General features: G+C 65.3%; 7 protein-coding genes, 1 tRNA gene and 2 pseudogenes. 6 read left to right on the top strand and 4 right to left on the bottom strand.

Annotated elements, in window-relative coordinates; all coding sequences use genetic code 11:
• Positions 1–623 precede the first annotated feature (623 nt).
• Together RZV17_RS09100 and RZV17_RS09095 are read right to left on the bottom strand one after the other, a co-directional pair.
• Positions 624–13,214 (bottom strand): annotated as a pseudogene (locus RZV17_RS09100) (hemagglutinin repeat-containing protein); the annotation flags it as partial.
• Between the two features lie 70 nt (positions 13,215–13,284).
• Positions 13,285–14,985, bottom strand: a complete 1,701-nt coding sequence (locus RZV17_RS09095) for a ShlB/FhaC/HecB family hemolysin secretion/activation protein (RefSeq protein ID WP_355608773.1) — start codon at positions 14,983–14,985, stop codon at positions 13,285–13,287.
• A gap of 735 nt (positions 14,986–15,720) precedes the next feature.
• Here RZV17_RS09095 and pgaA point away from each other — a divergent pair.
• The 4 genes from pgaA to pgaD are packed head-to-tail and all read left to right on the top strand — an operon-like array spanning position 15,721 to position 21,259.
• Positions 15,721–17,679, top strand: a complete 1,959-nt coding sequence (gene pgaA, locus RZV17_RS09090; RefSeq protein ID WP_355609278.1) for a poly-beta-1,6 N-acetyl-D-glucosamine export porin PgaA — start codon at positions 15,721–15,723, stop codon at positions 17,677–17,679.
• Positions 17,661–19,559 carry a poly-beta-1,6-N-acetyl-D-glucosamine N-deacetylase PgaB gene (gene pgaB, locus RZV17_RS09085; RefSeq protein ID WP_104581808.1) on the top strand — a complete coding sequence of 633 codons (1,899 nt, stop codon included), beginning with the start codon at positions 17,661–17,663 and terminating at the stop codon, positions 19,557–19,559. Before pgaA ends, pgaB begins: the two co-directional genes overlap by 19 nt.
• Positions 19,560–19,562: 3 nt before the next feature.
• Entirely contained in the window at positions 19,563–20,816 is a 1,254-nt protein-coding gene (gene pgaC / locus RZV17_RS09080; protein WP_047697858.1) for a poly-beta-1,6-N-acetyl-D-glucosamine synthase, read from the top strand.
• Entirely contained in the window at positions 20,813–21,259 is a 447-nt protein-coding gene (gene pgaD, locus RZV17_RS09075) for a poly-beta-1,6-N-acetyl-D-glucosamine biosynthesis protein PgaD (RefSeq protein WP_047697859.1), read from the top strand. The genes pgaC and pgaD overlap by 4 nt, the downstream gene beginning before the upstream one ends.
• 198 nt (positions 21,260–21,457) lie before the next feature.
• Here pgaD and RZV17_RS09070 read toward each other — a convergent pair.
• Positions 21,458–22,336: pseudogene (locus RZV17_RS09070) on the bottom strand (LysR family transcriptional regulator); the annotation flags it as partial.
• A 230-nt stretch (positions 22,337–22,566) separates the two neighbouring features.
• Here RZV17_RS09070 and RZV17_RS09065 point away from each other — a divergent pair.
• A complete protein-coding gene (locus tag RZV17_RS09065) occupies positions 22,567–23,460 on the top strand; it encodes an oxidoreductase (protein ID WP_166745212.1) in 894 nt (297 codons plus the stop codon).
• Between the two features lie 16 nt (positions 23,461–23,476).
• Here the strand turns inward: RZV17_RS09065 and RZV17_RS09060 are convergent.
• Positions 23,477–23,553: transfer RNA gene (locus tag RZV17_RS09060), tRNA-Arg, on the bottom strand.
• Positions 23,554–23,689: 136 nt separating this feature from the next.
• On the opposite strand from RZV17_RS09060, the gene RZV17_RS09055 reads away from it, so the two are divergent.
• Positions 23,690–25,222: an aldehyde dehydrogenase family protein gene (locus tag RZV17_RS09055; protein WP_355608768.1), complete on the top strand. Its 1,533-nt coding sequence runs from the start codon at positions 23,690–23,692 to the stop codon at positions 25,220–25,222.
• The last annotated feature ends 71 nt before the right edge of the window (positions 25,223–25,293 follow it).

Raw genomic sequence — 25,293 nt, 5'->3', positions numbered from 1 at the left:
GCTTCAACCAGCGCCATACCGGCCATGTTGTTGGCGACGCCAGGCGTTGTCAGCGCCGCCGCAAGGCTGGCCGGATCTGCACCATTCTTGATTGCCTCGTTGATCAGCGTACGCATGCCTTGCAACAGGGCTTCGTCACCGCCGGCCATCGCGCGCAGAGCGTCGGAGGCCAGCAGCTGTCGCTTACCGTCCCGGTAGTCGTAATAGCCATACTGCTGAGAGGTGTTGGCAGCGATGGCACCCGACGTGGCATCGCCCAACAGACCACCGGCGATCAGACCCAAGCCAATGCTGGCCAGGTTCATCGCCCCTTCGTGGGCAATACCATCGCCATCCACACCTTTGTTGATGCTTGCTGATAGCTTGGTCAGGAATCCTTCGTTGGCAGCCACACCAGCTGCAGCACTGAGGGCACTGCCCCCGCCAAGGCTCGCTTGGAACACGCCTGCTAGTACCTGCGTTGCCATCTTGGCGTTACCGCCATCGGACCACTGTTTAAGGCTGGATTGAGCGGAATCACGCCGCGCCATTGCTGCCGCACGCTCTTCATCGGTTGTGGCAGCCTGATAGTCATCGGCTGCGGCTCTTAGCTCTTCTGTTGCCGCGTCACGTCGTGCAGCAATCACTTCCTTGGCAGTACGGAATCCGACTTCCCCTGCAACCTGGCTCAGCTCGATCTGTTCCTGCAACTTGTTCGTATCGATCGCCTTGACACTATTGCCCTCGAGCACTGAAGCGCTGCGTTCCAAGCCTTCCAGGGCGCTGAAATCCTTGCTACGTATGTCAATAGCACCAGCAGCAATATCACTACGAGTAGTACTTGTTGCATTACTGTTGGCGCTACCCAGAGCGCTAAGCCCTGCACTGGCGGCCGATTGCGCTAACCCGGCACCACTGGTTCCCGCGCCCACACCGATGTTAGACGCCTTTGCCTTGGCTTCGTTTTGAAGAGCATCTACCGTCAAGCTTTCCGTGGACAGGCGATTGAGCACCGCATCCGCCGTGCTTGCAATGGCGCCGCCAACGAGGTGCGTATTGCCGCCAACACTGATGTCGAACCCACCATTGCCGGCCTGAATGCCGCTCTGTTCGTTGACACTCGTGTAGCTACTATTGACCTTCTGCTGACTGTAATTCGCGCTACTGCCGCTAAAGCCCCACACCAACGTCATGCCCGCCTGTTGCTGCTTGCTTTTGTAGTCGCTGGTGTCTTGCTCACTTTGTATCAGCAGGTCACCGCCGACATCGGCCAGCACTTTGTCGCCGATTGCTTGTGCGCCCTTGATCGTGGTGTCGTTGCCACTGATCAACGTCAAACTGTCGTTGGCGGTCACCACGCTCTCAGCGTGTAAGTCACTATTGCCCTTGGCACTACCTTTGCCCGCATAAGCAGTGAGATACACACCTGTGGTCGTACCAACGCTGACACCGATCTCGCCACCCGCGTTCTTGTTCTCCGACTTGTTGGTGTTGGTCTCCAAATTGCTCAGCAAGTTGAGGTCGTTCGCTGCAGAGAGCGCGACATTTTCACCATTGATCTTGCTACCGATGACATTCAGGTCACCGCCCGTCGCTGCGATGGTGACGTTTCCATCACTCAGGATGCGGCTACCGCCAGTGGTTTCCTCATGCGTGGTCGTCTTGCTCGACGCACTGCTTGCGCCGATCCCGATGCGTAGACTCACCCCCCCCATACTGCTGCCAGCGGCCGCAGCGGCCTGATACTCGGCCACGCCATCGCTGACTGCATATCCTGCTTTGGCGGAGTAAAGTGCCTTTAGACGATCGTCTTCTACCTCCGAACCACGTTTGGTCGCGCTATAGGCCGCTTCCGCCGCAGCTACTACCCCACCGGTCAAACCCAACGTAATGCCTGCACTCTGCTGCTTGGACGTTTGCACCGTGTCCACGGTGTGTTCCGCTGCGGCAATGGTGACCTCTTTGCCCACGATGGTGGTGCTGGTGGCACTCAGCACATCGCTACCGGTGATGACGACCTTGTTGCCAGCAGTCATCGTCACCGAGCCGTCGGTGCTGCCGATCAGGCTACCGCTGTTGGTGACCTCGGTGACGTCCAAGCCGTCGGTTTTCTTGGTGACGCCCAAAGCGACGCTGAATCCGCCGCCGCCGTAGAGGCCGGACTTCTTGACGGTCTTCTCATGCTCTTCGCTGTGCGTGTTCTGCACCGTGTCCAACGTGAGGTTGTTGCCAGCGGCCAACACCACATCGCCGGTGCTGGCGACCTGTGCGCCTTGCGACAGCAGATCGTTACCCGCCGCGATCTGCACCGTATCGCCACTGAGCGTGGTGGTGACCGCCACGGTGTCCTGCCACTCGTCATGCGTCGTCGTGGTCTTGCTGCTGAACGTGCCCTTCTTCTTCCTGGTCATGTCCTGCACGGCATCGTGCTGCTCGCTGGCGGCGAGCAGGTTGACGTCGTTGCCGGCCGCCAGGGTGATGCCGCCTTCCTTGGTCGCAGCCGATGCGGCAGTCAGGCTGATGTCGTTGCCCGCCTGCATGGCGAGGTTGCCACCGGCGGTGAACTCGGTGCCCTGGACGGTTTCGTCGCGGGTGCTGGTGGTCTGCTTGAAGCGCTTGCGCGTCTCCAGAACATCGCTGGTATCCACCGTGGTCAGCGTGCTGGCGTTGATGTCGTTGCCGGCGCTGATCCCCAAGCCCTTGCCTGCATTGAGCTTGGCAGCGACCAGATTGACGTCGTTGCCGGCGCTGAGGATCAGGTTGCCGCCGGCGGTGAGCGCCTGTTGGTCGATGGTTTGCGTAGTGGTCGTGGTAGTGACGCGCGTCTTGCCGTTGCGCGAGTTGTAGCTGGTGGTCTCGCTGTCGTTGAGCACCGACTCAACAGTGAGGTTGTTGCCGGCTGCGGCGATCAGATCACCGCCCGCCTTGACCTCGGCCTGACGGATGGTCAGGTCGTTGCCGGCGGTCAGCTGCAGGCTGTCGCCGGTGCTGATGCTGGTGCGGGTGGCGACCTTGCCGTCCAGGCCGGTGGTCGGGGTCAGCGAGAGATTGTTGCCTGCCTGCAAGGCGGCGCTGCCGCCCGCGTTGATGCTGACGCCATGCAGTTGCAGGTCGTTGCCTGCGGACACGATCAGGTCTTTACCCGTGACGAGTGACACGGCATCGCCGCCACGCAGCAGACCATTGTCGTCGCGCAAGGCACTAGGTGTGAGGCTCAGGTTATTGCCTGCAATCAGCGCCGCACTGCCGCCCGCCTGCACGCGGGTGCCGGTCAACGTCATGTCGTTGCCGGCCATCATTTGCACGGTGTTGCTGGCGGTGATGCCGGACAGGATGCCCACGCCATTGACGGCCTTGGCCGCTTCGCTGACCAAGTTGTTGCCTGCCAGCAGTGCCACGTCGCGGCCCTGGATCTGCCCTTGGTTGAGCAGGTCGTTACGTGCTTCCAGCGCCACGCTACCGGTGCCGCTGATGCGGCCCTGGTTGAGCAGATTGCCGGCGGTGATGCTGACGTCGGCGCCGGCAATGACGCCTTGGTTGCTCATGGAATTGCTGGCGTTGAGCTCGACGTTGCCGCCGGCAATCAAGGCACCATTGCCACGCAGCTGCAGCGAGTTGGAGGCCAGGTAGACCACCGGCACCAGCACCTTCTGGCCCTGGTAGTCCTGCTCCACCATCCACACGATGTCTTGCGTGAGCGCAGCAGCCTGCGCGGCGGTGAGGCCCACGCCCATGCTCAGCTGCAGCTGGCCTGCAGCAGCCACACCGGACTCGAGCAAGGCGCGGTACTGCGCCACGCCGTCGGCGTAGTTGCCCAGGTAACGGCGGCCCGTGAGCTGGGTGATCTGGTCCAGCACCAGGCGCTGCTCATAGAAGCCATCGCCCAGGCGGGTCTGGGTCCACTCCGGGTCCACACCCAGCTTGTCGAGCAGGAAGTCGCTGCTGATGAAGTTGTCGTAGTTGACGAAGCGCGGATCGGTCTCGATCAGGTAACGACGGCCCGGGCCATTGCTGCGCCAGGCGTTGATGCCGCCCAAGCCGGTGGCTGCGCGGCCCATCGCCGTGCGATCGGTTGCCGTGCCGTTGGACAGGCGATACAGCCCACCGATGGGCAGATCGATCTGCGTCAACGAGGTCTGCCCGCCACCAACGATGTTGGTCACGGGAATGGTGGCGGGATCGACACGCGTACGGGTTTCGTTTCCACCCGCTGCGACACCGGTGCCGGCGGCGGTGGTCTGCACATTCGTCTGGTCGACGGTGCTGCGCACCAGGCCGCTGTCATTGGACATGACCGGTGCGACCGACATCTTGACGATGCCGCTCGACGTGCCCAGCGTGGCGTCCTGCGTGTTGGCACCGACTTGCGTGCCTGTGCTGCCGCTAGTGTTGGTCGCGACACGGATGCTGCTCGCGCCGCTATTTGCCCGACCGGCGACCGTCTGTCCGCCGATGTTTTGAACGGTCTGCATGCCACGACCGCTTAGGCCGCTCTGGCTACCAACTGCAGCGAGGGATGCAGCGCTGACCGCCCGCCCATCTATGCCGACAGCGCCGTTGCTGATAGTGGCGCCATTGATGCTGACGCCTTGGCCGCCGGTCATGCTGGCGCCCAGTGCAACGTAGCTTGTATTACTAGTAGAAGAAGAGAGCGTTTTTGATTCGGTATCGTACGTGCAAATAGGGCGGCGATTCCCTTGATTTAGGGCGCAATCATCGATGACCGCGGTTACCGTGTACTCGTAATCCCTCTGAAGAACCTGCCGATTCAGAGCAAGCGCCTCATTCAGAATTGAATCTCCAACGACCAAGAGTCCGTCATTCAAACCACTGACACCGCGCTGATTCACCTGCAGCGCACCTGCTGCCGCAATCGTTGAGGCGTTATTGGTCACGCTGCCCGAAATTCCAATATTCCCGCCAGCGGCAATTCGCCCCTCGGAGCTTGCCGCTATCAGGCGCTCCTGCTGCTCGACCGAATAGGAACGATAGACCCCTGGATTTTTCCCGGTGTAGGGAGATCGAATAAAATAAGACTGCCTTGGGTAGACGATCCCACGTGACTCAATCAGTTCCTCAGGCATTGATGCATTAGCGGCAGCTTTTTCTTGATCGCTCAATGCACCAAGGGCTGCAGTCAGTACTCGGCGCCTGTTATTCAGCTGACTCGCCGCAATCAAAATACTCCCATCAGCCTCAATACTGCCCGACAGGTTATTCACCACCCCAGTCCGCGCTACCAGCGTGCCACCACCATCCTGCGCACCACCAATCGCGATATTGCCCAGGCTGAAAATGCGGGCATCGCGGTTGAGTAGCTGATCGCGCACGATCAGGTTCATGTTGCCGGTGGAACCCAGCAGGGCCGAACCATAGGCGGCGTTGTCGGTCGCACCGCCGAAATCGGCGCCGTTGACCAGCGTGCCGGTATTTACCGAGACATTGCCGCCGACGATGCTGCCGGTGTTGTAAACGCTGTTGGCGACGAGCGACAACGCGCTGTTGCCGGAAATGCTGCCAGCGTTGTCGATGACGTTGCCGCCGTTGAGACGGGTGTCGCTGGACAGGATGTTGGCACCGGCGCGATTGGTGATGCTGCCGGCGGTGATATCCAGCGTGCGTGCGGCCTTGAGCGTGGACTCGTTGACCAGATTGCCGCCCACGCGCAGGTTGAAGTTTCCGTTGCTGACCAGGTCCGCGCCAGCGCGATGCGTGTAGTCGCTGCGCAGGGTCAGGTCGAGCAGGTTCTGCGCCAGGATGCTGCCGCCGCCGTCGAAGCCCACGGTATCGATCACCACATCGCCAACACCTCCCGTCGTGCTGCCGGCGCCGATCTGGCCGCCAGCATTGCTGAGGCTTTGCAGATTCAGGCGGACCGCCTGTTCGGCCTTGATAGTGCCGTTGCGGTTATCCAGCGAGGCGCCCGCACGCTGCAGCAGGAAGTTGGCACCGGCATAGACCCTGCCGCCCTGATTGTTCAGTGCATTGGTGCCCGCAATCAGGTCGCCGCCGGCAACCAGTTGGCCGCCGGTGTTGGCGATGCTGGCCGCATCGATCACCACGCTGCCACGGCCACCCAGATTGCCGCCGGTGTTGGTCAACGCACCACCAGTAGTGATACGGGTCAGGCCACCGCCATTGCTGACGATACTGCCTTGGGTGTTGTCGATCAGCCCGCCGGAGGCGGCCAGCGTGTTGCCGGCATCCAGCTGGCCGCCGCTGTTGAGCAGCGCACCGGTGACGGCCACGTTGAGGTCGCGGCCCGCACTGAGCTTGCCGCCTTGATGATTGTCCAGTTGGCCGCGCGCGGTAATGCCGAGATCGCGCCCTGCCTGCAGGCTACCGGTACTGCTTATGTTTTCTGCAGTGATCACCGCGTCGGTGCTGGCACCGATGATGCCGCTGCCGTTGTCCAGGCCACGATTGAGCTCGACGCGCACGCTGCCGCCCATGCCGCCGCTGGTCACTGCCTGCGCCGTGCCGCCGCTGTTGCTGAGGCTGTCGGCACGCACTGTCAACGCGCCGCCGCTGGCCTGCAGCAGGCCGCTACGGTTGTCGACAGTCCCCCCGCTCTGCACGCTCAATCCGCGTGCGGCGACCGAGCCACCGATGTTATTGAGGCTGGCTGCGGTCAGCGTTGCATCGCCAGCAGCGGCAACCGTGCCGTTCTGATTGTTCAAGCCACCGCTGGCGCCGATGTTGAGCACGCCCTGGGTGACGATGCGCCCGCCGACATTTCCCAACGCGCCGCGGCTGGTCACCGCTGCGGTGCCGGTGCCGGCGTGCTCGATCCGCCCCTGCGCATTCTCCAGGCTGGCGGCCGTGACCGTGAGGTCCTGACCGTTGCTGGCCAGGGTTCCGCCGGTGTTGTCGAATGCGCCGCCGATGCTGACGCGGGTCGCAGCGCTGCCGCTCTGCACCATGCGGCCGCCCGCATTGTTCAAGCTGCCGCCATCGACACCGAGTTGCGTGGCCTGCAATTGGCCGCCGACACCATTGAGGCGGCCGTTATCGATGGCCCCCCCGGCCTGCACGGTCAAGGTGCCGCCTGCAAGCAGATCGCCGCCGCGATGATCGAGGCTTCCGGCAGTGGTGAGGGCCACGTTGCCGGTTGCGCGCGTGCTGGCACCTGCCAACTGCAGCCCAGCGCCCTGCGCAACCAGATTGCCACCTGCCAGCAGCCGGCCGGAGGCGCTCAGCTGGCGATCGGCGATCAGGCTCAAGGTGCTCCCGGCACCCAGATTGCCATCGCTGGCGATGCCCGCACCCACGGTGCCGGCGATGCTGATCTCGCCTGCGCGCAGGCTCAAGTTGCCTGCTGCCGTGGTCTGGCCCGCGTTCTCGATACGTGCACCCTGCAGGCCCACTGTGGCGCCGGTGACGACGCCTTGCTGACGCAGCACCGTCTCGCTTGCCAGCGTGATCTGTTGACCCGATAGCTGGCCTGCAACGGTGAGGTCGTTCTTCGCGCGCAGATCCAGGACGCTGCCCGCACTGAATGTGCCGCTCTGCGCCAACGTCCCATCGGTCTGTGCGGAGAATGCGCCAGCCGCGGCAAGACTGCCGCCGAGCTGCAGGTTACCGCGGCTGATCAAGGCGACATCGCCACGCTCGCTGCCCAGCTGGCCGCTACTGCTCAGCTGGCCGGCTTCCACCCGCAGGCCGTTGCCGCCGATCAGATCGCCGCGGTTATCCACCGCACCCGATGCAGTCAACCCCAGGCGCTGCAGGCCGTAGGCCTGGCCGGTCTGGCGCAGCGCGCCGACGCCGAGCGTCAGTTGATTGCCTGCACGTAGTGCGCCGGCATTGTCGAGCAACCCTGCAATGGTCAGCGTGGTATCGCCTTGCGCGAGCAACACGCCGGTAGCTGTATTGCTTGCGCTGGCAGCGGTGACGCTCAGGCTTTGGCCGGCGACCACCTGTGCTGCATTGGTCAGTGCGCCTGCCGCGCTCAGCAGCACCGCACGATCGGCCTGGGCCACTCCGGCAACTGCCAGGTTGCCGGTACTGCGCAGAGCGATATTTGTCGCCGCATCCAGTGCGCCGCGGCTGTCGATCGCCGCGCCGTCCAGGCTGATCGCGCCACCACTCTGCAGCACGGCGCCCTGTCCGGTAGTGACGGTGGCGCCGCGCAGCGTTGCGTCGCCGCCGGTGGCGGCCTGTGCGTTGAATGCCAGGGTGCGCTGCGCCTGCAGATCGAGTTGCGCGGCCGACTGCAGCGTTCCCGCTGCGACGAGGTCGCGGCCGGCGTGCAACGTGACCGATTGCGCCTTGAGCGAACCGCCCTGCTGCAGATCGCCTGCTGCGGTTGCCTGCAGCGTGGTTGCCGCGGCCACCACACCTTGCAAGCCGATGTTGCCGCGGCTGGTCAGGGTGACGGTGGAGGTTTCACTGCCAAGCTGGCCACTGCTTCGCAGACCACCCGCGTCGATCAGCAGGGCGTTCTTGGCGACCAGGCTGCCGCGGTTGTCGACAAGCCCGGTGACGGTTGCGTTCAACGCCTTGCCCGCCACTGCAGAACCGCTCTGATCGATGCTGGCGGCAGTGATGCGAAGGTCGTCACCGCTCTGCACGCTCCCCGCATTCTGAAGTGCGCCGGTGACCAGTGTGACGCTGCCCGTGCCAGCCAGCGCACCCGTCGCCGCGTTGGCGATCGCGCCACCCTGTACCGAAAGATCGCGGCCTGCAACGACCTGGCTGGCGTTACTCAACACGCCATCGGCGCTGAGCACGACATCGCGATTGGCTTGCGCCACACCCGCCAGGGTAAGCCCTCCGGTGCTGCGCATGCGCAGGTCACTGCCCGCATCGAGCGCGCCACGGCTATCGATGGCAGCACCGTCCAGGGTGATCAGCCCAGCGCTTTTCACGATGGCGGCGTTGCCGGTGGCGATGCTGGCGCCGCGCAACGCGGCATCGCTGCCCGCCTGCGCCTGGCCGTTCAACACCAGGGCACGCTGCGCTTGCAGATCCAGCGTGGATGTCGCCTGCAGGGTGCCGCCAGCGGTAAGGTCGCGACCAGCCTGCAGGCCGATGGTTTGCGCGCTAAGCGAACCGGATTGCACCAGGTCACCGCCCGCCGTGGCCTGCAGCGCGGTCGCTGCCGACACCACGCCTTGCAGATCAATGCCGTTCTGGCTGGTGAGCGTCAGTGCGCCATTCACCGATCCTAGCTGGCCAGTACTGGTGATGCTGCCAGCGGCGATGGTCAGATCCTGGCCCGAAACCAGCTGGCCGCGATTGTCGAAGGCGCCGGTCGATGCAATGGACACTGCGTCACCGCTGTACAGGCGACCGCGCTGCAAGAGCGAGCCTGCCGACAGCGCAAGCCCGCGTTCCCCATGCAGGCTGCCGGCGTTGTCCAGCACGCCGGCGACATCAACGCGCAAATCGCGCAGCGCGCCAAGCGTGGCATCGGCCATGTTTTCAGCGCTGGCGGCCTGCACGCTGAGGTCGCGGGCTGCCACCACTTGCGCGCCATTGCGCAACGCGCCGTTGGCGGTCAGCGTTACATCGCGCCCGGCCTGGGCAACGCCGGCCAGGGTCAGATCGCCTGCACTGCGCACGCTCAGATCGGTGGCGGCATCGAGCGCGCCACGGCTGTCGATGGCACCGCCATCCAGGGTGATGCCGGCCCCGCTCTTGAGGATGGAGGCGTTTCCAGTCGTCACGGTAGTACCGGCCAGCGCGGCAGGTCCCGCAGCCGAGGCCTGCCCATGCAACGCGAGTGCACGCTGTGCCTGAAGATCCAGCACGGAGGCCGACGTCAAGGTGCCATCGACGGTGATATCGCGACCAGCCTGCACCGACACGGACTGCCCATTGAGCGAGCCGGCCTGCTGGAAATCGCTACCGGCAGCAGCACGCAATGCCGTTGCTGCCGAAACGACGCCATCGAGCTGCATGAGGCCCTGGCTGGTCAACGCAACATCGGCACGCTCGCTGCCCAGCTGACCGCTGCTGCGCAAGATGGCTGCGTCGACCTGCATCGCGTCCTTGGCGATCAACGTCCCGCGATTGTCCAGCGTGCCGGCGACCCCGACATGCATGCGCTTGCCGGCAGACACGCTGCCGCTCTGGTCCAGCGCCGCAGCAGTGAGCTGCACATCGCCACCCGCCTGTATGCGCCCGGCGGTGCTGAGCTGGCCAGCTGTGGTCACGGCTACATCGCCCTCGCCCGCCAGCACGCCAGCGGACAGGTTGTCCAGACGCTGCGCCCGCAGCGCCAGGTCGCGACTGGCAACGATGCGTGCGGCATTGCTGACCGTAGCGCCAGCGGCCAGACCGACATCGCGGCCGCCCTGTACCACGCCGGCCAACTGCAGATCGCCATCGCTACGCATCTGCAGGTCGCCGCCGGCGTCCAGCGTGCCGCGGCTGTCGATTGCCGCCGCTTGTACCGTGATGGCACCACCGCCCTGCAGCACCGCGCCCTGGCTCGTGCTCAAGGTGCCGGCGCGCAAGGACGCGTCGCTCCCTGCACGGCCTTGTCCGGCAAACGCCAATGCACCCTGGGCCTGCACGTCCAGCGTGGACGCCGATTGCAGCGAGCCGGTGGCGCTGAGGTCACGCCCGGCCGCCAGGACGATCGCCTGTGCCGTCGTCGAACCGGCCTGCTGCAGGTCTCCGCCAGCAGTGGCCTGCAACGTGGTTCCCGCAGCCGTCACCCCTTGCAAGGCCATGTCACCTTGGCTCGCCAGGCGCACCTGGGCCGCCTGGCTGCCAAGCTGCCCAGTGCTGCGCAGACTGCCCGCTTCGATCTGCAAGGCGTTGGCGGCCACAACATTCCCGGTGTTGACGAGCGCCCCGGCAACCGACGCCGAGAGCGTATTGCCGGCACCGAGGCGGCCGCTCTGGGTCACTGTGTCGGCAGTGATCTGCAGGGCGTTGCCCGCGTACAGGCTGCCCGCGTTGTCCAACGCGCCGGCGGTGGCAACACGCATATCGGTGTCGGACGAGAACACCGCACCCTGGCCATTGCGCAAGGCGCCCGCGTCTACCTGCAGTCCGCCAGTGGCGACCACGTTGGCACGATTGTCCAGCGAAGCGCCGGCCCGCAGCGCTGCGTCACCTGCGCTCTGTACGGTGCCACCGAGCGACAGGTCGCCGTTGCTTGCGATGCGCAGATCGCCGCCCGCGTCGATCACTCCGTCGTGATCGATCGCCGCGCCACGCATCTGCAGCGCGCCGGCACTGCGCAATTGGCCGCGCTGGCGCAGTGCGCCGCCTGCCGCGAGATCCAAGGCGCCCGTCGACTGCATGATGGCATCGCTGGCCAGCACCCCGCCGGAGGTCACGCTCAGCGCGCCACGCGTGGCCTGCAGGGTGCCGGACACACTGGCATCGCCGCCGCTGCGCAGGCTCACGCTTGCGGCATTGAGGGTCCCTGACACCTGCGCATCGGCACCGGCGTCCACTGCCAATGCCCCTGCCGCCACGGTATTGCCGGCCAGCCGCATGGCGCCGCGGCTGCGTAACGTGGCATCACCGCGTTGGCTGCCCAGGTCCCCGCGGCTCTCCAGCTGCGCCGCATCCACGGTCAGCGCATTGCCCGCGACCAGCGTGCCGCTGTTGAGCAGGCTGCCTGTCACGGTCGCCTGCACATCGCGCGCGGCGGACAGACTGCCGGCCGCGGTCACCGTGCTGGCCTGAAGACGCAGATCGCGCCCTGCATGGCCGCTACCGTTGGTGTTCAACGCGCCGGCCCGCAGATCCAGGTCGCCGCCCGCAGAGACGGCGCCACGTTGCGCGATGTCGATCACGCCAGCGTTCAGTGCAACCGTCTCCGCAGCGATCAACTGCCCCTGCACCTCCAGGCGACCACCGGCCTGCACGTCCGCGCCCTGCCCGGCTTGTGCCAGCCCGCCCAGGCGCACGGCGTCGCTACCGACAACGCGCAATGCGGTTGCCGCATCCAGCGTACCGAGTGCATCGACCGCGCCGGCATTCAACGCAATCGCGCCACCACTCTGCAGGATGCCCGACAGTCCGATCCGGTTGGCACGTGCGGTAACGCCCGCGCCGCCGTAAGCCACGCCGGCGCTGCTCAACACGCCGTCGGCGCCCAGCTCCAGTGTGCCGGTGGCATGCAGGCTGCCATCGGCGGCCAGTTCAGAACCGAACAGACGGATCGCTCCTGCGCTGCTACGGCCAACATGACTCAGGGCACCGCTGGCCTGCGCATCCAGTGCGCCAGCGGCCACCAGGTCTCCCGCAAGATTCATGCGCGCAGCCCGCAGGGTCACATCGCCTTGCTGTGAGCCGAGCACACCGCGTTGATCCAGACCGCCGGACGCACGCACGTTCACGCCATCGCGCGCCACGCTGGTGCCGCTCAGGCTCACATGGCCGGCACTATCGATCTGTAGATCGCCGCTCTGTGCCGCCAGGGTGCCGCGACTGACCACACCAACGCCGGCTTCGGTGGCGATCAGGCGGATGCGGTCGGCATACATGCCGCCCAGCTGCGCCACGTCGATGCCGATCGACGGTGCTGCGCCATAGGTGCCGGGCAACACATCCAACAGCATGCCGTCGACATTGATACGCCCGGCACCTGCGCTGGCCACCAGTTCCTTGGTCCAGATCGAGCCGTCGACACCGAGTTGCCGCGAGAGCAGATCCAGACGATCCACATTGAATGCGTCCAGGCCGTTGCTACCAATGCTGAGCGCGCCACCGGTGATGGTGAAACCATTCAAGCCGCCATCGCTTCCAAGGTTCGGCGTACCGGTGGTGAGCGTGACGCGCGAGGTATTGAGGAACCCGCAGCCATCGCAGGAAATGCCGTTAGGGTTGGCGATCACCAACTGCGCCTTGGCGCCGGCAATTTCGGTGTACCCCTGCAGCCGGCTGCTCGCCGATGTGACCTCGTTGAGGATCAACGAAGCAGCACCGCTGCGCTGCAGATTGTTGTTGCCGGCAACGTAACCGCCCAGCTCGGTCTTTGAGATCTGCGCGCTGTTGTTGAGGATCAGCCCGTTCGGGCCGACATTGAAATTGCTGTAGCGATTGTGCGAAATGCCGCGCGCGTTGGGTGCGACGATGTCCACCACCGGCACGCCGTTGGCTGCCACCTGCTGGCCAGGCGTCTGCCCGCCGGGATTGGGGGTGGGGGCGACCTGCGCCCACGCCGGAAACGATGTCCAGGTCACGGTGACGCACAGCATCAGCGCCAGAGCGCGCTTGCTGTATTCGGCCATGTAACCACGCACGCTCATCGCTTCGCTGTCCATCATTTCTCTCTCGCCGCCTGTCGACGGCATCAATCAACTCGCGCACTGCCGGCTGGCAGCACGATCCATGTCAGAACTGGTAGATCACCCGCGCGCCGTAGGCCGGCTGCGCACTTCCAAAGCCGTCGGGGCGATGGATCGCCCAGCCGGCAAATGCATCGACACTGGCGCCGAACCAGCCGCCACGCAGACCCAATGCCCCGCCCACCAGACTGCGACCGCGCAGCCCGCTGGCACTGGTGCCATCGATGCGGCCCGCATCCAGCCCCAGGTAAGGCGTGAGGCCGATCCGTTGCACCGGAAAACTCAGGGTATTGCGCCAGTACGCGCCTTTTTCCGCACCCAGCGTCGCTTCACCATCGAATCCGCGCACGCTGTAACGGCCGCCGATGGTGACGAACTCGGAGCCAAGCAACAGTTCGCCGGCGGTCTGCGCGCGCAGACTGCTTTCCCATGCCATCGGCACCGGGCCCAGCTTGAACGGTAATGCGGTGCTGACATCCAGCGTGGTGACGCCATAACGAAACGTGGGGAAGCCGATCTGCGGGTCGTACCCGGTCCACTGGCTGTTGAACCACGGCGTACCGCGCCGATGCGCGAGGCGTACGTCCAGCTGCATCGCGCCCAGATAGCGCCGATGGGTGAAGTAGAACTCCGCGCTGCTTGTGTCACGCCGCTGGATGCCGATTTCCACGCCATCCAGATAGCTGCGCGCCCGCCGGCGGCCGATGGTGACCCCGGCCGAGGTCTTGCTGGTGCCATCACGGTGCAGCACGCGCTGGATATCCAGTTGCGCGTTACTCGATTCGCCGCTGGACTGGAAGGTCTGCAAGAAGCCATCGACGCGCTGGTGATAGCGATAGGACGATGCCGACAACGCCAGCGTCCACCATCCCCACGGCAGGTTGTAGCTCAGGCTGTTGCCACGCGTGCCGCGCTCTTCGTCGCGGGTGGCCAGATCGTGGCTGTAGCCGATGCTCAGCAGGTCGTTGAGACCCAGCGGATTGTCCAGCGACACATCCAGCCCGCCCTGCACGCGCCCTGTGGCTTCCACGCCCGAATCCTCGGCGTTGACCACACCGCGCCAGCGTCGCCCATGTTGCAAGGTGATCACCAGATCCGATTCGCCCGGTGCGTCGCCCGGGGCGATGTCGATCTTGGCATCCTGTGATGGGAGGCGCTTGAACTGTTCTACCGCCTGTTCGATCGCGCGCAGGTCCAGCAGGTCACCACTGCGCAACGGCAAGGCCGTTTTCCAGTGCGCGCCACCGGTATCGGAGACCACGCGCACCGCACGCAGACGCCCGGGCATCAGTTCGAGGCGCAATTCGCCGCGCGACAGGTCCTGCTCGGGGATGCCGATGCGGGTGGTGACAAGGCCGCGCGCGACCAGTTGGTCCAGTGCGCGGCGGCGAATGATGTCGACCCCGGCGCGGCCGATGCAACGTCCCTCATAACGGCGCAGCGATTTCCACAGCCACGCGAAGCGCGCAGCGTCGTCGCCCGCACCAGACAAACGCACGCGGGTGATCGAAAAGCACAGCTCTTCCGCCGGCAGCAGCGTGCTGCGCGCATCGACACGCTCGGCGTCGTCGCGCGGCCCGGCGAAGGGCGCCTGGCGCTCCTGCTCCTGCCGACGCTGGATCTCTTCGGCCTGGCGCAGCTGCTCCTGCCGGTCCAGGCTGGTCGGTGCCGATTGTTGTGCAGCCGCCGGCCCGGCGATCGCCCATAGGCAAGCCGCCAGCGCCAACGCCGCCGATCGCGTCCACATCAGTCATGCCCCCGTGCAACGGCCACGCCTCGACACGCCGTCGCTCGCACCACCGTCCTGGCCGCCAAAACGGCGGCACAACCCGTCGGACCAGTGAGTGCGGCGCAACTGTGATGCAGTGTTAAGAACAGGTCAACGCGCCGTGTAGGGGCCACCCTGTAAGGAAATCCCGACAAATCTCGTTATGTGATCAAAGTCACTTAAAAAGTGCAGTTCAACGGCGCGGTGCAGGTGCGCCCGCGCGTCAACGGACACTCTCTTGAGACTAACTTCCGGCAACGCGCCGTTATAAAGCAAATTCGAGGAATGCCTTTCAGCACATAGGGCGAGAACGCCGCCCTCGGTGCACGGCTCCGATGCACATCCGCAGCGCTGACGACACCCAACAGAACCCCGATCACATCGTCGCTGCATCCGAATTTCCGGACGCGCCGTAAGTGTGCTGACTTGCGCACTTAGATCAAGCGAACCCATGCGATGAACATCGCGTAAACATCGTGATGACATTTGCTTTACATGGGCATACGCAGTATCGCCGCTCTTCATAGCCAGGACTGCTTGTGAATCTCCCCCTTTCCCTGTTTGCACCGACACGTGCAGCGCGGTCGTCCTGACCACACAGGCGCACTCACTCCCCTGCTCAGCCTCGCTCTGTTTGCCGCATGTGTGCCCCTGGCGCACAGCGGAGAAGTGCGGCCGGCAGCTGTGACTGACGCCTCCATCGCCCCGACACCCATGCAGCAGGCCGAGCAACTGCGCGGCCAGCAGCGCTATGCGGACGCGTTGGCCATCTACGAACGCGTGCTGCGCAACGACCCGCGCGACAAGGGGGCGTACACGATGCGTGCGCTCACCCTCGCCGATCTGGGCAGCGCGCAGCTGGCCGCCGAAGCGGTGTGGCGTCATCCGGACTGGTTTTCGCCGCAGGAGCGCGAGCGCCTCGACAATGATCGCGTGGCGCGCATGATTGGTTGGGCCAGTGCCGAGCCGGTCGATGCCGCGCACCGCTACGCGGAGACCGACCAGGCGCTGGCCAATGTGGCGCGTATCCAACGCGATGCGCCGCCGCAGGTCGCCTGGGAAGCCACGCGCCTGCGCGTGGACAGCCTGGTCGCCCTCAACCAGCGTCAGCGCCACCGCGATGTGGTTGCAAACTACCAGGCGCTGCGCGCAGACGGCGTCGATGTCCCGAGCTACGTGCTGCCTACCGTGGGCGACTCGCTGATGGGCTTGCGCCGCCCCGCCGAGGCAGAGGGCGTACTGCGCGAAGCACTCAAGCACACGCCCGACGACTTCGGCACGCAGGTATTGCTGGGGTATGCATTGCTGGAGCAGGAACGCTTCGATCAGGCGATGCCGCTGTTCGAACGATTGGCGGCCAGCCAGGCGCCGTGGCCACGGCGTGCCGGTGCGTCCAGCGGCTATGAAAACTGGGACCGCTTCAGCGCCGATGTTGCGCTGGCAACCGCGCGCTCGGCAGCCAACGACAACCGCGGCGCGGAGCAGCTGCTGCGCGAACGCGTGGCCATCGGGCCGGACAATGCCGAACTGCAGGCCGCGCTGGCATCCATCGAATCGCGCCGCGGCCATACCACGCAGGCGCTGCAGCGCAATCAGATGGCGTTGACGCTGGACCCGCATCAAAAGCAGGCACGCGGTGGCATGGTCGAAAACCAGCGCGACCTCGATCGCCTGGACCTGGCCGATACCCAGTTCACCGCCTTGCGCGCCGAGTATCCCGACGATGTCGGCCTGCAGCGGCTGGGGGCATCGCTGGAACGTCAGCGCGGGTGGCAGGTCCATCTGAGCCATGCCTGGGGACGCAGCGATAACGACAACAGCGCCACGGCAATTTCGCCGCTCGGCAACCATTTCGGCAGTTCGCTGCTGGAAGCCGAATCGCCCCTGCTCGGCGAGCGCTGGCGAGTGGGCCTGCGCGCGCGCGACGACTGGGCCGATTTTCAGGACACCCGTGTGCGCTACCGCAGTTTCTGGCTGGGCACGCATTACGGCTACGACCGCCTGGACCTCAGCGCGTACGGCGGCCGGGCGCTGGACGATTTCGATCGCGATGGCACCGCCTGGACGCTGGATGCGGGTTGGCGCTTTTCCGATGCCTGGTACGGCAGCGTGGCCTGGCGCACACGCGATCCGGACGCCTCGTTGCAGGCCCGTCGCCTGGGTATCACCGGCGACAGCATCGGCGCCACGTTGCGCTGGACGCCAAGCGATGAAACACGCTGGGAGCTGCAGGCGCGCCAGCTGCGCTACAGCGACGGCAACCGGCGCGATCAGCTCGATCTTTCGGGCAGCCAACGCCTGTGGGCCAGCCCGCATGTGCTGGTCGACGGGCTGTTTGCCGCCTCGGCCGGGCGTGCGCACGACGACCGCGTGGTCGACTACTTCAACCCACGTCGAAGCATGGGCGTGGCCGCAGGGGTGCGTGTCGAACAGATCGGCTGGCGCCGCTACGACGCAGCCTTCCGGCAACGCCTGGACGTGACCGCCGGCCCGACCTACCAGTCCGGCTTCGGCAGCCAATGGGTTCCTGCCGTGGCGTACCGGCATCTATGGTCGCTGGGCGATGGCAGCGCACTGACGTATGGCGTGAGCTGGTCGCGCCCGGTCTACGACGGCCGGCGCGAACACCAACTTGGATTGGACCTGGATTTCCGATGGGGAGGTACGCCTTGATCCGCCTGCCGCTATTGCTGCTCGCGTTGCTGCTGATGACGTTTGCGTCGTCGGCACACGCGGGTCTGCTGGTGCTCAGCTACCACGACATTCGCGACGACGTCGCGGCCAAGGGCGACCCTGATCGCTACGCGGTATCCACCAGCAACTTTGCTGCGCATCTGGACTGGCTGCGCTCGCACGCTTATCACCCGGTGAGCGTGCAGCAGGTGCTGGACGCACGTGCCGGCCGTCGCGCATTGCCGTCGCGGCCGGTGTTGCTCACCTTCGACGATGGCTTGCGCAGCGTCTACACCCGCGTGTTTCCGTTGTTGCAGGCCTACGGCTACCCCGCGCTCGTTGCGCCGGTGACCAGTTGGGTCGAACTGCCTGCAGGCAAGGTCGTGCCCTACGGCCCACGCGATTTCACCGGCGACGATTTCGTGACCTGGGCGCAACTGCGCGAAATGCAGGACAGCGGCCTGGTCGAAATCGGCTCGCACAGCGATGACCTGCACAAGGGCATCGCCGGCAACCCGTTCGGCAATCAGACGCCTGCTGCGGTGACGCGCGAGTGGCATGCAGACAGCGGCTATGAAAACGAAGCCGACTATCGCCGGCGCATCGAGACCGACCTGCGCCATAGCCGCGATGCCATCGTGGCGCATCTGGGCAAGCCGCCGCGGGCGATGGTGTGGCCGTATGCCGCCTACAACCGCGCCAGCAACGCCATTGCCGCGCAGTTGGGCATGACGCTCAGTTTCGACCTGGAAGGCCGCTCGCACGAAGCCGATATCGGCCAGCAGGGGCGCGACCGCGTGGATGGCCAGTCGCTGGCCAGCCTCGGGCGCTTGTTGCTGTTCAACAACCCCGATGTGCGCGACCTGGCCGGCGAATTGCGCCGCGACCTGTCGCGCGATGGCCTGCGCGCCATGCAGATCGATCTGGACTACGTCTACGACCCGGACCCCGCACAGCTGGCGCGCAACCTCGACATCCTGGTTCAGCGCGTCAAGGACATCGGGCCAAGTCATGTGTTCCTGCAGGCCTTCGCCGACCCGGATGGCGATGGCGCCGCCGATGCGCTGTATTTCCCCAACCGGCATCTGCCGATGCGCGCGGACCTGTTCGGGCGCGTCGCCTGGCAGCTGCGCACCCGCGCCGGCGTGCGTGTGTTCGCCTGGTTGCCGGTGCTTGGCTTCCACCTGCCCGATGCGCAGCAACAGGCCGCATTGCAGGTCCGCGGCAACGACCCCAAGGACGTGCCGCGGCTGGATCCGAGCAACCCGCGCACGCGCGCACTGGTGGCCGACATCTACGAAGACCTCGCTGCCAATGCCTACTTCGAAGGCCTGCTGTTCCATGACGATGCCTACCTGCGCGATGACGAGCTGCCGGCCTATGGCGGCGGCGATCCGGCACGACGCACCCAGGCGCTGATCGGCTTCACCCAGCAGCTGAAGACAGCCGCAGAACGTTGGCGCCCGAAGCTGGTGACGGTGCGCAACCTGTTTGCGCAGCCGGTGCTGGAGCCGCACAGCGAGGCCTGGTTTGCGCAGCGCCTGGATGCCTTTGCAGCCGCCTACGACTACACCGCGCTGATGGCGATGCCATACATGGAAAATGCCGACGACCCGCAGCAGTGGCTGAGCGAGCTGGCCAGGCGCGTCGGACAACAGCCACGCGGCTTCGACAAAACCATGTTCGAACTGCAGACCGTCGATTGGCGCACCGGCAAACCGTTGCCCGAGGGCGTGCTGCTGGCGCAGACCAGACTGCTGCTGGCGGCAGGCGTGCGTCACCTGGCGTATTACCCGGACGATTTCATTGGCGGCCATCCGTCTCTGCCCGAAGCGCGCGAAGCCATGTCGGCCCGCCAATTCCCCTATCTCGAGCGATGACCGATGACGACCAGCCTCTTACTGGCCGCCCTGTTCAACTTTGCGTTCTTCTACCCGATCATCATGGCGTTCTTCTGGATGATCGGCGGGATCTACTACTACCTGCGGCGCGAACGCGGCACGCCGGGCCCGTCCAAGCCGCCGCCGATGGCCAGCGAACCGTTCGTATCGCTGCTGATGCCTTGCTACAACGAGGCCAAGCACGTGGCCGAAACCATCGCGGCGATGAGCGCGCAGCAGTATGCGGACTTCGAGATCATCGCGATCAACGACGGCAGCACCGATCGCACCGCCGAAGTGCTCGACGACCTCACTCACCAGTATCCGCGCCTGCGGGTGGTGCACCTGGAACAGAACCACGGCAAGGCCAACGCACTGCGCGTGGGCACGCTGGCAGCGCGCTCGGACTATCTGGTGTGCGTGGATGCCGATGCGATCCTGGACCCGAATGCCACGCGCTGGATGGTGGGTCACCTGGTGTCCGGCCCACGCGTGGGCGGGGTCACCGGCAACCCGCGTGTGCGTAACCGCACCACCTTGATGGGCCGCATGCAGGTGGGCGAGTTCTCCGCGATCGTCGGGCTGATCAAGCGCGCGCAACGCGTGTATGGCCGCCTGTTCACCGTTTCCGGTGTGATCTGCGCGTTCCGTCGCTCGGCCCTGCACCACGTTGGCTTCTGGTCCGACAACATGGTCACCGAAGACATCGACATCTCCTGGCGCCTGCAGCTGGACGGCTGGGATATCCGCTACGAACCCAACGCACTGTGCTGGATCCTGATGCCGGAAACCTTCCGCGGCCTGTGGATGCAGCGCCTGCGCTGGGCCCGCGGCGGCGTCGAAGTGCTGCTCAGCCATGGCCGTCGCGCGCTGGCCTGGCGCAGCCGTCGCATGTGGGCAGTCCTGCTGGAGTACGCGCTGAGCCTGATCTGGGCCTATGTGATGCTCTTCATCATCGTGCTGTGGGCCTTGGGCAAATTCATCGCGATGCCGCCTGCGCTGTATGTCGACACCATCCTGCCGCGCTGGCATGGCCTGGTGCTGGCGGTGGTCTGCCTGCTGCAGTTCGGCACCAGCCTGATGATCGAACGCCGTTACGAAAAAGGACTGGCACGCCAGTTCTTCTGGGTGATCTGGTACCCCGCTGCGTTCTGGATGATCGGCATGATGACTGCAGTCATCGCCTTCCCCCGCGCCCTCATTGCACGCCGCAATACGCGTGCCCGCTGGAAAAGCCCCGACCGAGGAATTCAATGACACCGCCCATCATCAACCTGCCGCAACGTCTGGGCCGCTCGCGCCGTCTCGCCTACGGTGCCGCCACCGCCGGCGCGTGGATGGTCTATTTCTACCTGTGGGCACCGCTGGCAACGCTGCTTGCCTGGTTCTTTGGCCTGCGCAGTGCCTATACCGAGCTGTATCTGCGCCACAACGCCATCGACCCGTTCGCGCTGGGCGCGCTGCCGGTGATCGCGCTGATGGCCGCCGTCACCACGGTCGGCTGGGCCGAGTACAACCGCCTGCGCTTTGCCAACGCCGACAAGCGCAAGCGCCCGCGCACCGTGGCCGAGCCGGAAGTCGACCAGCGCCTGGGCGCCACCGAACAGTTGGGCAGCCTGCTTCGGCACAGCCGCATCTCCAGCGTCTCGATGGACAAGTCCGCCAAGCCGGTCGGTGTCCGCGTGCTACGGCATCGCTGATGCCAGCCACGCTGCATGCTGGCCATTGCAGCCTTTGCGACGTGCCCGATGGCCACCGCCGCCGATGCGAACGATGCGACGCCGCCTTGTTCAGGACGGCGGCTTGTCGCGCGCCTTGCGCTGCGCAGCTTGCGCGCTCCGCTTCGTTGCACTGGCTGTAGGTAGCGGAGCAGCATGCACTGCCCCAACCGCCGGGCCGTTTTCGAACGTCCTGACAAAATCGATGAATGCCCTGAGCGCCGGCGGCGACAGGTTGCGATTCGGGTAATACAGGTAGGGGCCCTGGAACGGCTGCCACCAGGGCTGCAATACTGGTTCCAGGGTGCCGGCATCGAAGTGGGGCTGCAGCCATTCCTCGAACAGGTGGACGATTCCCTGCCCCGCCACCGCTGATTGCACGGCCAGATCGCTGCCGCCGCCGATCTCCACCAGCAACTGCCCCTGCGGGATGATGGTGACCACCTCACCGTCCCGCTCGAATTCCCAGTCCGCCATGGCGCCGCTGGGGAAGCGGCCACGGATGCAATCGTGGTCGAGCAACTCACGCGGATGGTGTGGCCGTCCGTGGCGCGCCAGATACTGCGGCGACGCCCCGGTTGCGATGCGTTGCACGCGCGGGCCGATCGGCATGGCCACCATGTCCTGCTGCAGACGCTCGCCATAACGGATGCCCGCATCGCAACCTGCGGCGATCACGTCGACGAAATTTTCTTCGGTCAGGATTTCCACGCTGATATCCGGATAGGCCGCCATGAAAGCCGGCAGAATCCGCGGCAGGACCAGGCGCGCAGCACTGACCGGCACGTTGAGCCGCAAGGTGCCGGCCGGCGTGTCCCGGAAAGCGCTGATGACCTCCGTTGCGCTATCGAGTTCGATCAGCGCAGGCTCGATGCGCGCCAACAGTGCCTTCCCCGCATCGGTCAAGACCACGCTGCGCGTGGTGCGGTTGAACAGCCGTACGCCCAGCCACGCCTCCATCCGCTTCACCGCATCGCTCAGGTTGGATGCGCTCACGTCGGCGCTTTTCGCCGCCTCGCGGAAGCCGCCTGCCCGCGCAACCCGGACAAAGCTCTCCATATCGCTCAGCCGACCGCTCATTGTTCGAATTTCCGTACAAGCCGTTCGCTTTGTACCGGATTGTCGCACAGCACCGGCCGCCCTAGATTGCACACACGGTCAGACGGCAGTCCCCAGCGCACCGCTTCCGGGCTGTCAGATCAAGTCACCTGCACTACCAGCGCGCGCACGCCGCGGCATCTCCACGTTTCACCGCAGCGACCCGTCACCCATCCCCTCTAGGAACAGCAATGAACAACGACACACGTCTTGGCGGCACCTTTACCCTGCCCGGCACCGGCATCTCCATCAAGCGGATGGGCTACGGCACGATGCAGCTGCCGGGAGCGCATGTGTGGGGGCCACCCCGCGATAAGGCCGCAGCGCTGGCCGTGTTGAAGGAGGCGGTTGCGCTGGGCGTCGACCACATCGACACCGCCGAATTTTACGGCCCGCATGTGTCCAACCAGCTGATTCGCGAAGCACTTCACCCATACGCCGACGGGTTGCGGATCGTCACCAAGATCGGCATCGGCCGTGGCAGCGACGCCTCCTGGAATGCCGATCGGTCTCCTGCAAGCCTCAGACGCCAGGTGCAGGACAACCTGGTCAGTCTTGGCCTGGAAACGCTGGACGTGGTGAACCTGCGCCTGGGCGCGATGATGGACACCGACACCAGCGCGATCGCCGAACCGGTGGCCTGTCTGGCCGAGCTGCAACGCGAAGGACTGGTGCGCCACATCGGCCTGAGCAATATCACGCCCGCCCAGTATCAGGAAGCCGAAAAGCTGGCCAAGATCGTCTGCGTCCAGAATCACTACAACCTGGTCAAACGCGACGACGACGCCTTTATCGACGCACTCAACGACCAGGGCGTGGCCTATGTCCCGTTCTTCCCGCTGGGGGGTTTCTCACCGGTGCAATCGGACGCGCTGTCGCAGGTTGCCAAGGACGCAGGCGCCACACCCAAGCAGGTCGCCCTCGCCTGGCTGCTGCAGCGCTCGCCCAATATTCTCGTCATCGCAGGCACCTCGTCGGTGCCCCACCTGCGCGAAAACCTTGCCGCCTCCGGGCTGCACCTGTCCGCACAACAGCTTGCGGTGCTCAACAGCATTGCGGACGAGGCGAGCGTCACCGGCCACTAGAACCGCAATGCCGTCCTGGTGACCCCGGCCCGATTCGAACGGGCGACCTTCCCCTTAGGAGGGGGACGCTCTATCCAGCTGAGCTACGGGGCCAAGGGCGGCATTGTCGCATGTTCAGCCGGCTTGCCAAGCCGGCGGGCGGCGGGTGGAGCCTGCTAAAATCGGCGGCTACCCGTGTCGCTGGCTGGCCTTGGCCGTCGGGCGACCGTCCCGACCTCCAGGAGATTCCATGTCCGCTGACCTGCTCAAGGCGCTCGACCTCGCCGCGTCCAATTCCGGCACTTACCTCGGCGAGGCGACCTGGTCGTCGGCCACCGGTGCGGGCGTGCTGCAACCGCTCAATCCGACGACCAACGCCGTCATCGCCGATGTACAGGCGACCACGCCGGAAGATTACGAGCTGATCATCCAGCGCGCGCAGGCCGCCTTCAAGGTGTGGCGGACCACGCCTGCCCCGCGTCGCGGCGAGGCGGTGCGCCTGTGTGGCGAGGCGCTGCGTGCGCACAAGGATGCACTGGGCTCGCTGGTGGCATTGGAGATGGGCAAGAGCAAGCCGGAAGGCGATGGCGAAGTGCAGGAGATGATCGACATCGCCGACTTCGCCGTGGGCCAGAGCCGCATGCTCTACGGCTACACCATGCATTCGGAGCGTCCCGGCCACCGCATGTATGAGCAGTACCAGCCGCTGGGGCTGGTGGGCATCATCAGCGCGTTCAACTTCCCGGTGGCGGTGTGGGCGTGGAATGCGTTCCTTGCGGCCATCTGCGGCGATATCTGCATCTGGAAGCCGTCCAACAAGACGCCGCTGACCGCAATCGCGACGATGAAGATCTGCAATGCGGCGTTGAAGGACGCCGGCTTCCCGGACATCTTCTTCCTGATCAACGATGCCGGCACGGCGCTGTCGCAGACGCTGGTCGAAGACCGGCGCGTGCCGCTGATCAGCTTCACCGGCTCGACCCAGATCGGCCGCGTGGTCGCCGAAAAGGTCGCCCACCGCCTGGGCCGCTGCCTGCTGGAGCTGGGCGGCAATAACGCGATCATCCTGGATGAAACCGCCGACCTGAAGCTGGCCATCCCGGGCATCGTGTTCGGCGCAGTCGGCACGGCCGGGCAGCGCTGCACCACTACGCGCCGGCTGATCGTGCACGAATCCATCTATGAGAACGTGCTGGCCACCCTGGTCAAGGCGTACAGGCAGCTCGACAGCAAGATCGGCAACCCCACCGACCCGGCAAACCTGATGGGCCCGCTCAACAGCCGTGCTGCGGTGGAGCAATTCCTGGAGTCGATCGCCAAGGCCAAGGCCGCCGGTGGCACCGTCGAAGTGGGCGGCACTGCGATCGATCGCCCCGGCAACTTCGTGTTGCCGGCGATCGTCACCGGGCTGCAGAACAGCGATGAGGTCGTGCAGCATGAGACCTTCGCGCCGATCCTGTACGTGATGAAGTACCGCACGCTGGATGAGGCCATCGACCTGCAGAACGGCGTGCCGCAAGGCCTGTCCTCGTCGATCTTCACCCAGAACCTGAAAGCGGCCGAAAAGTTCCTGTCGGCGGCAGGCAGCGATTGCGGCATTGCCAACGTCAACATCGGCACCTCGGGTGCGGAGATCGGTGGCGCCTTTGGCGGCGAGAAGGACACCGGCGGTGGCCGCGAATCCGGCTCGGACGCGTGGAAGGTCTACATGCGTCGCCAGACCAACACCATCAACTACTCCGATTCGCTGCCGCTGGCGCAAGGCATCAAGTTCGATCTCTGATCGATGCGGCAAGGTGCGCCGGCGGTGGTCCGGCGCGCTTGCGACGCAGCGATGTGAGCGCAGCCGCAGCC

This window comes from Xanthomonas cannabis (genome assembly GCF_040616535.1).
GTDB lineage: Bacteria > Pseudomonadota > Gammaproteobacteria > Xanthomonadales > Xanthomonadaceae > Xanthomonas > Xanthomonas cannabis.
This window is presented reverse-complemented; position numbering and strand designations above follow the sequence as displayed.

Coding starts and splice junctions, on each gene's coding strand:
- RZV17_RS09095 (WP_355608773.1), bottom strand. CDS start 14,985: ATGTGGACGCGATCGGCGGCGTTGGCGCTGGCGGCTTGCCTATGGGCG.
- pgaA (WP_355609278.1), top strand. CDS start 15,721: ATGCAGCAGGCCGAGCAACTGCGCGGCCAGCAGCGCTATGCGGACGCG.
- pgaB (WP_104581808.1), top strand. CDS start 17,661: ATGGGGAGGTACGCCTTGATCCGCCTGCCGCTATTGCTGCTCGCGTTG.
- pgaC (WP_047697858.1), top strand. CDS start 19,563: ATGACGACCAGCCTCTTACTGGCCGCCCTGTTCAACTTTGCGTTCTTC.
- pgaD (WP_047697859.1), top strand. CDS start 20,813: ATGACACCGCCCATCATCAACCTGCCGCAACGTCTGGGCCGCTCGCGC.
- RZV17_RS09065 (WP_166745212.1), top strand. CDS start 22,567: ATGAACAACGACACACGTCTTGGCGGCACCTTTACCCTGCCCGGCACC.
- RZV17_RS09055 (WP_355608768.1), top strand. CDS start 23,690: ATGTCCGCTGACCTGCTCAAGGCGCTCGACCTCGCCGCGTCCAATTCC.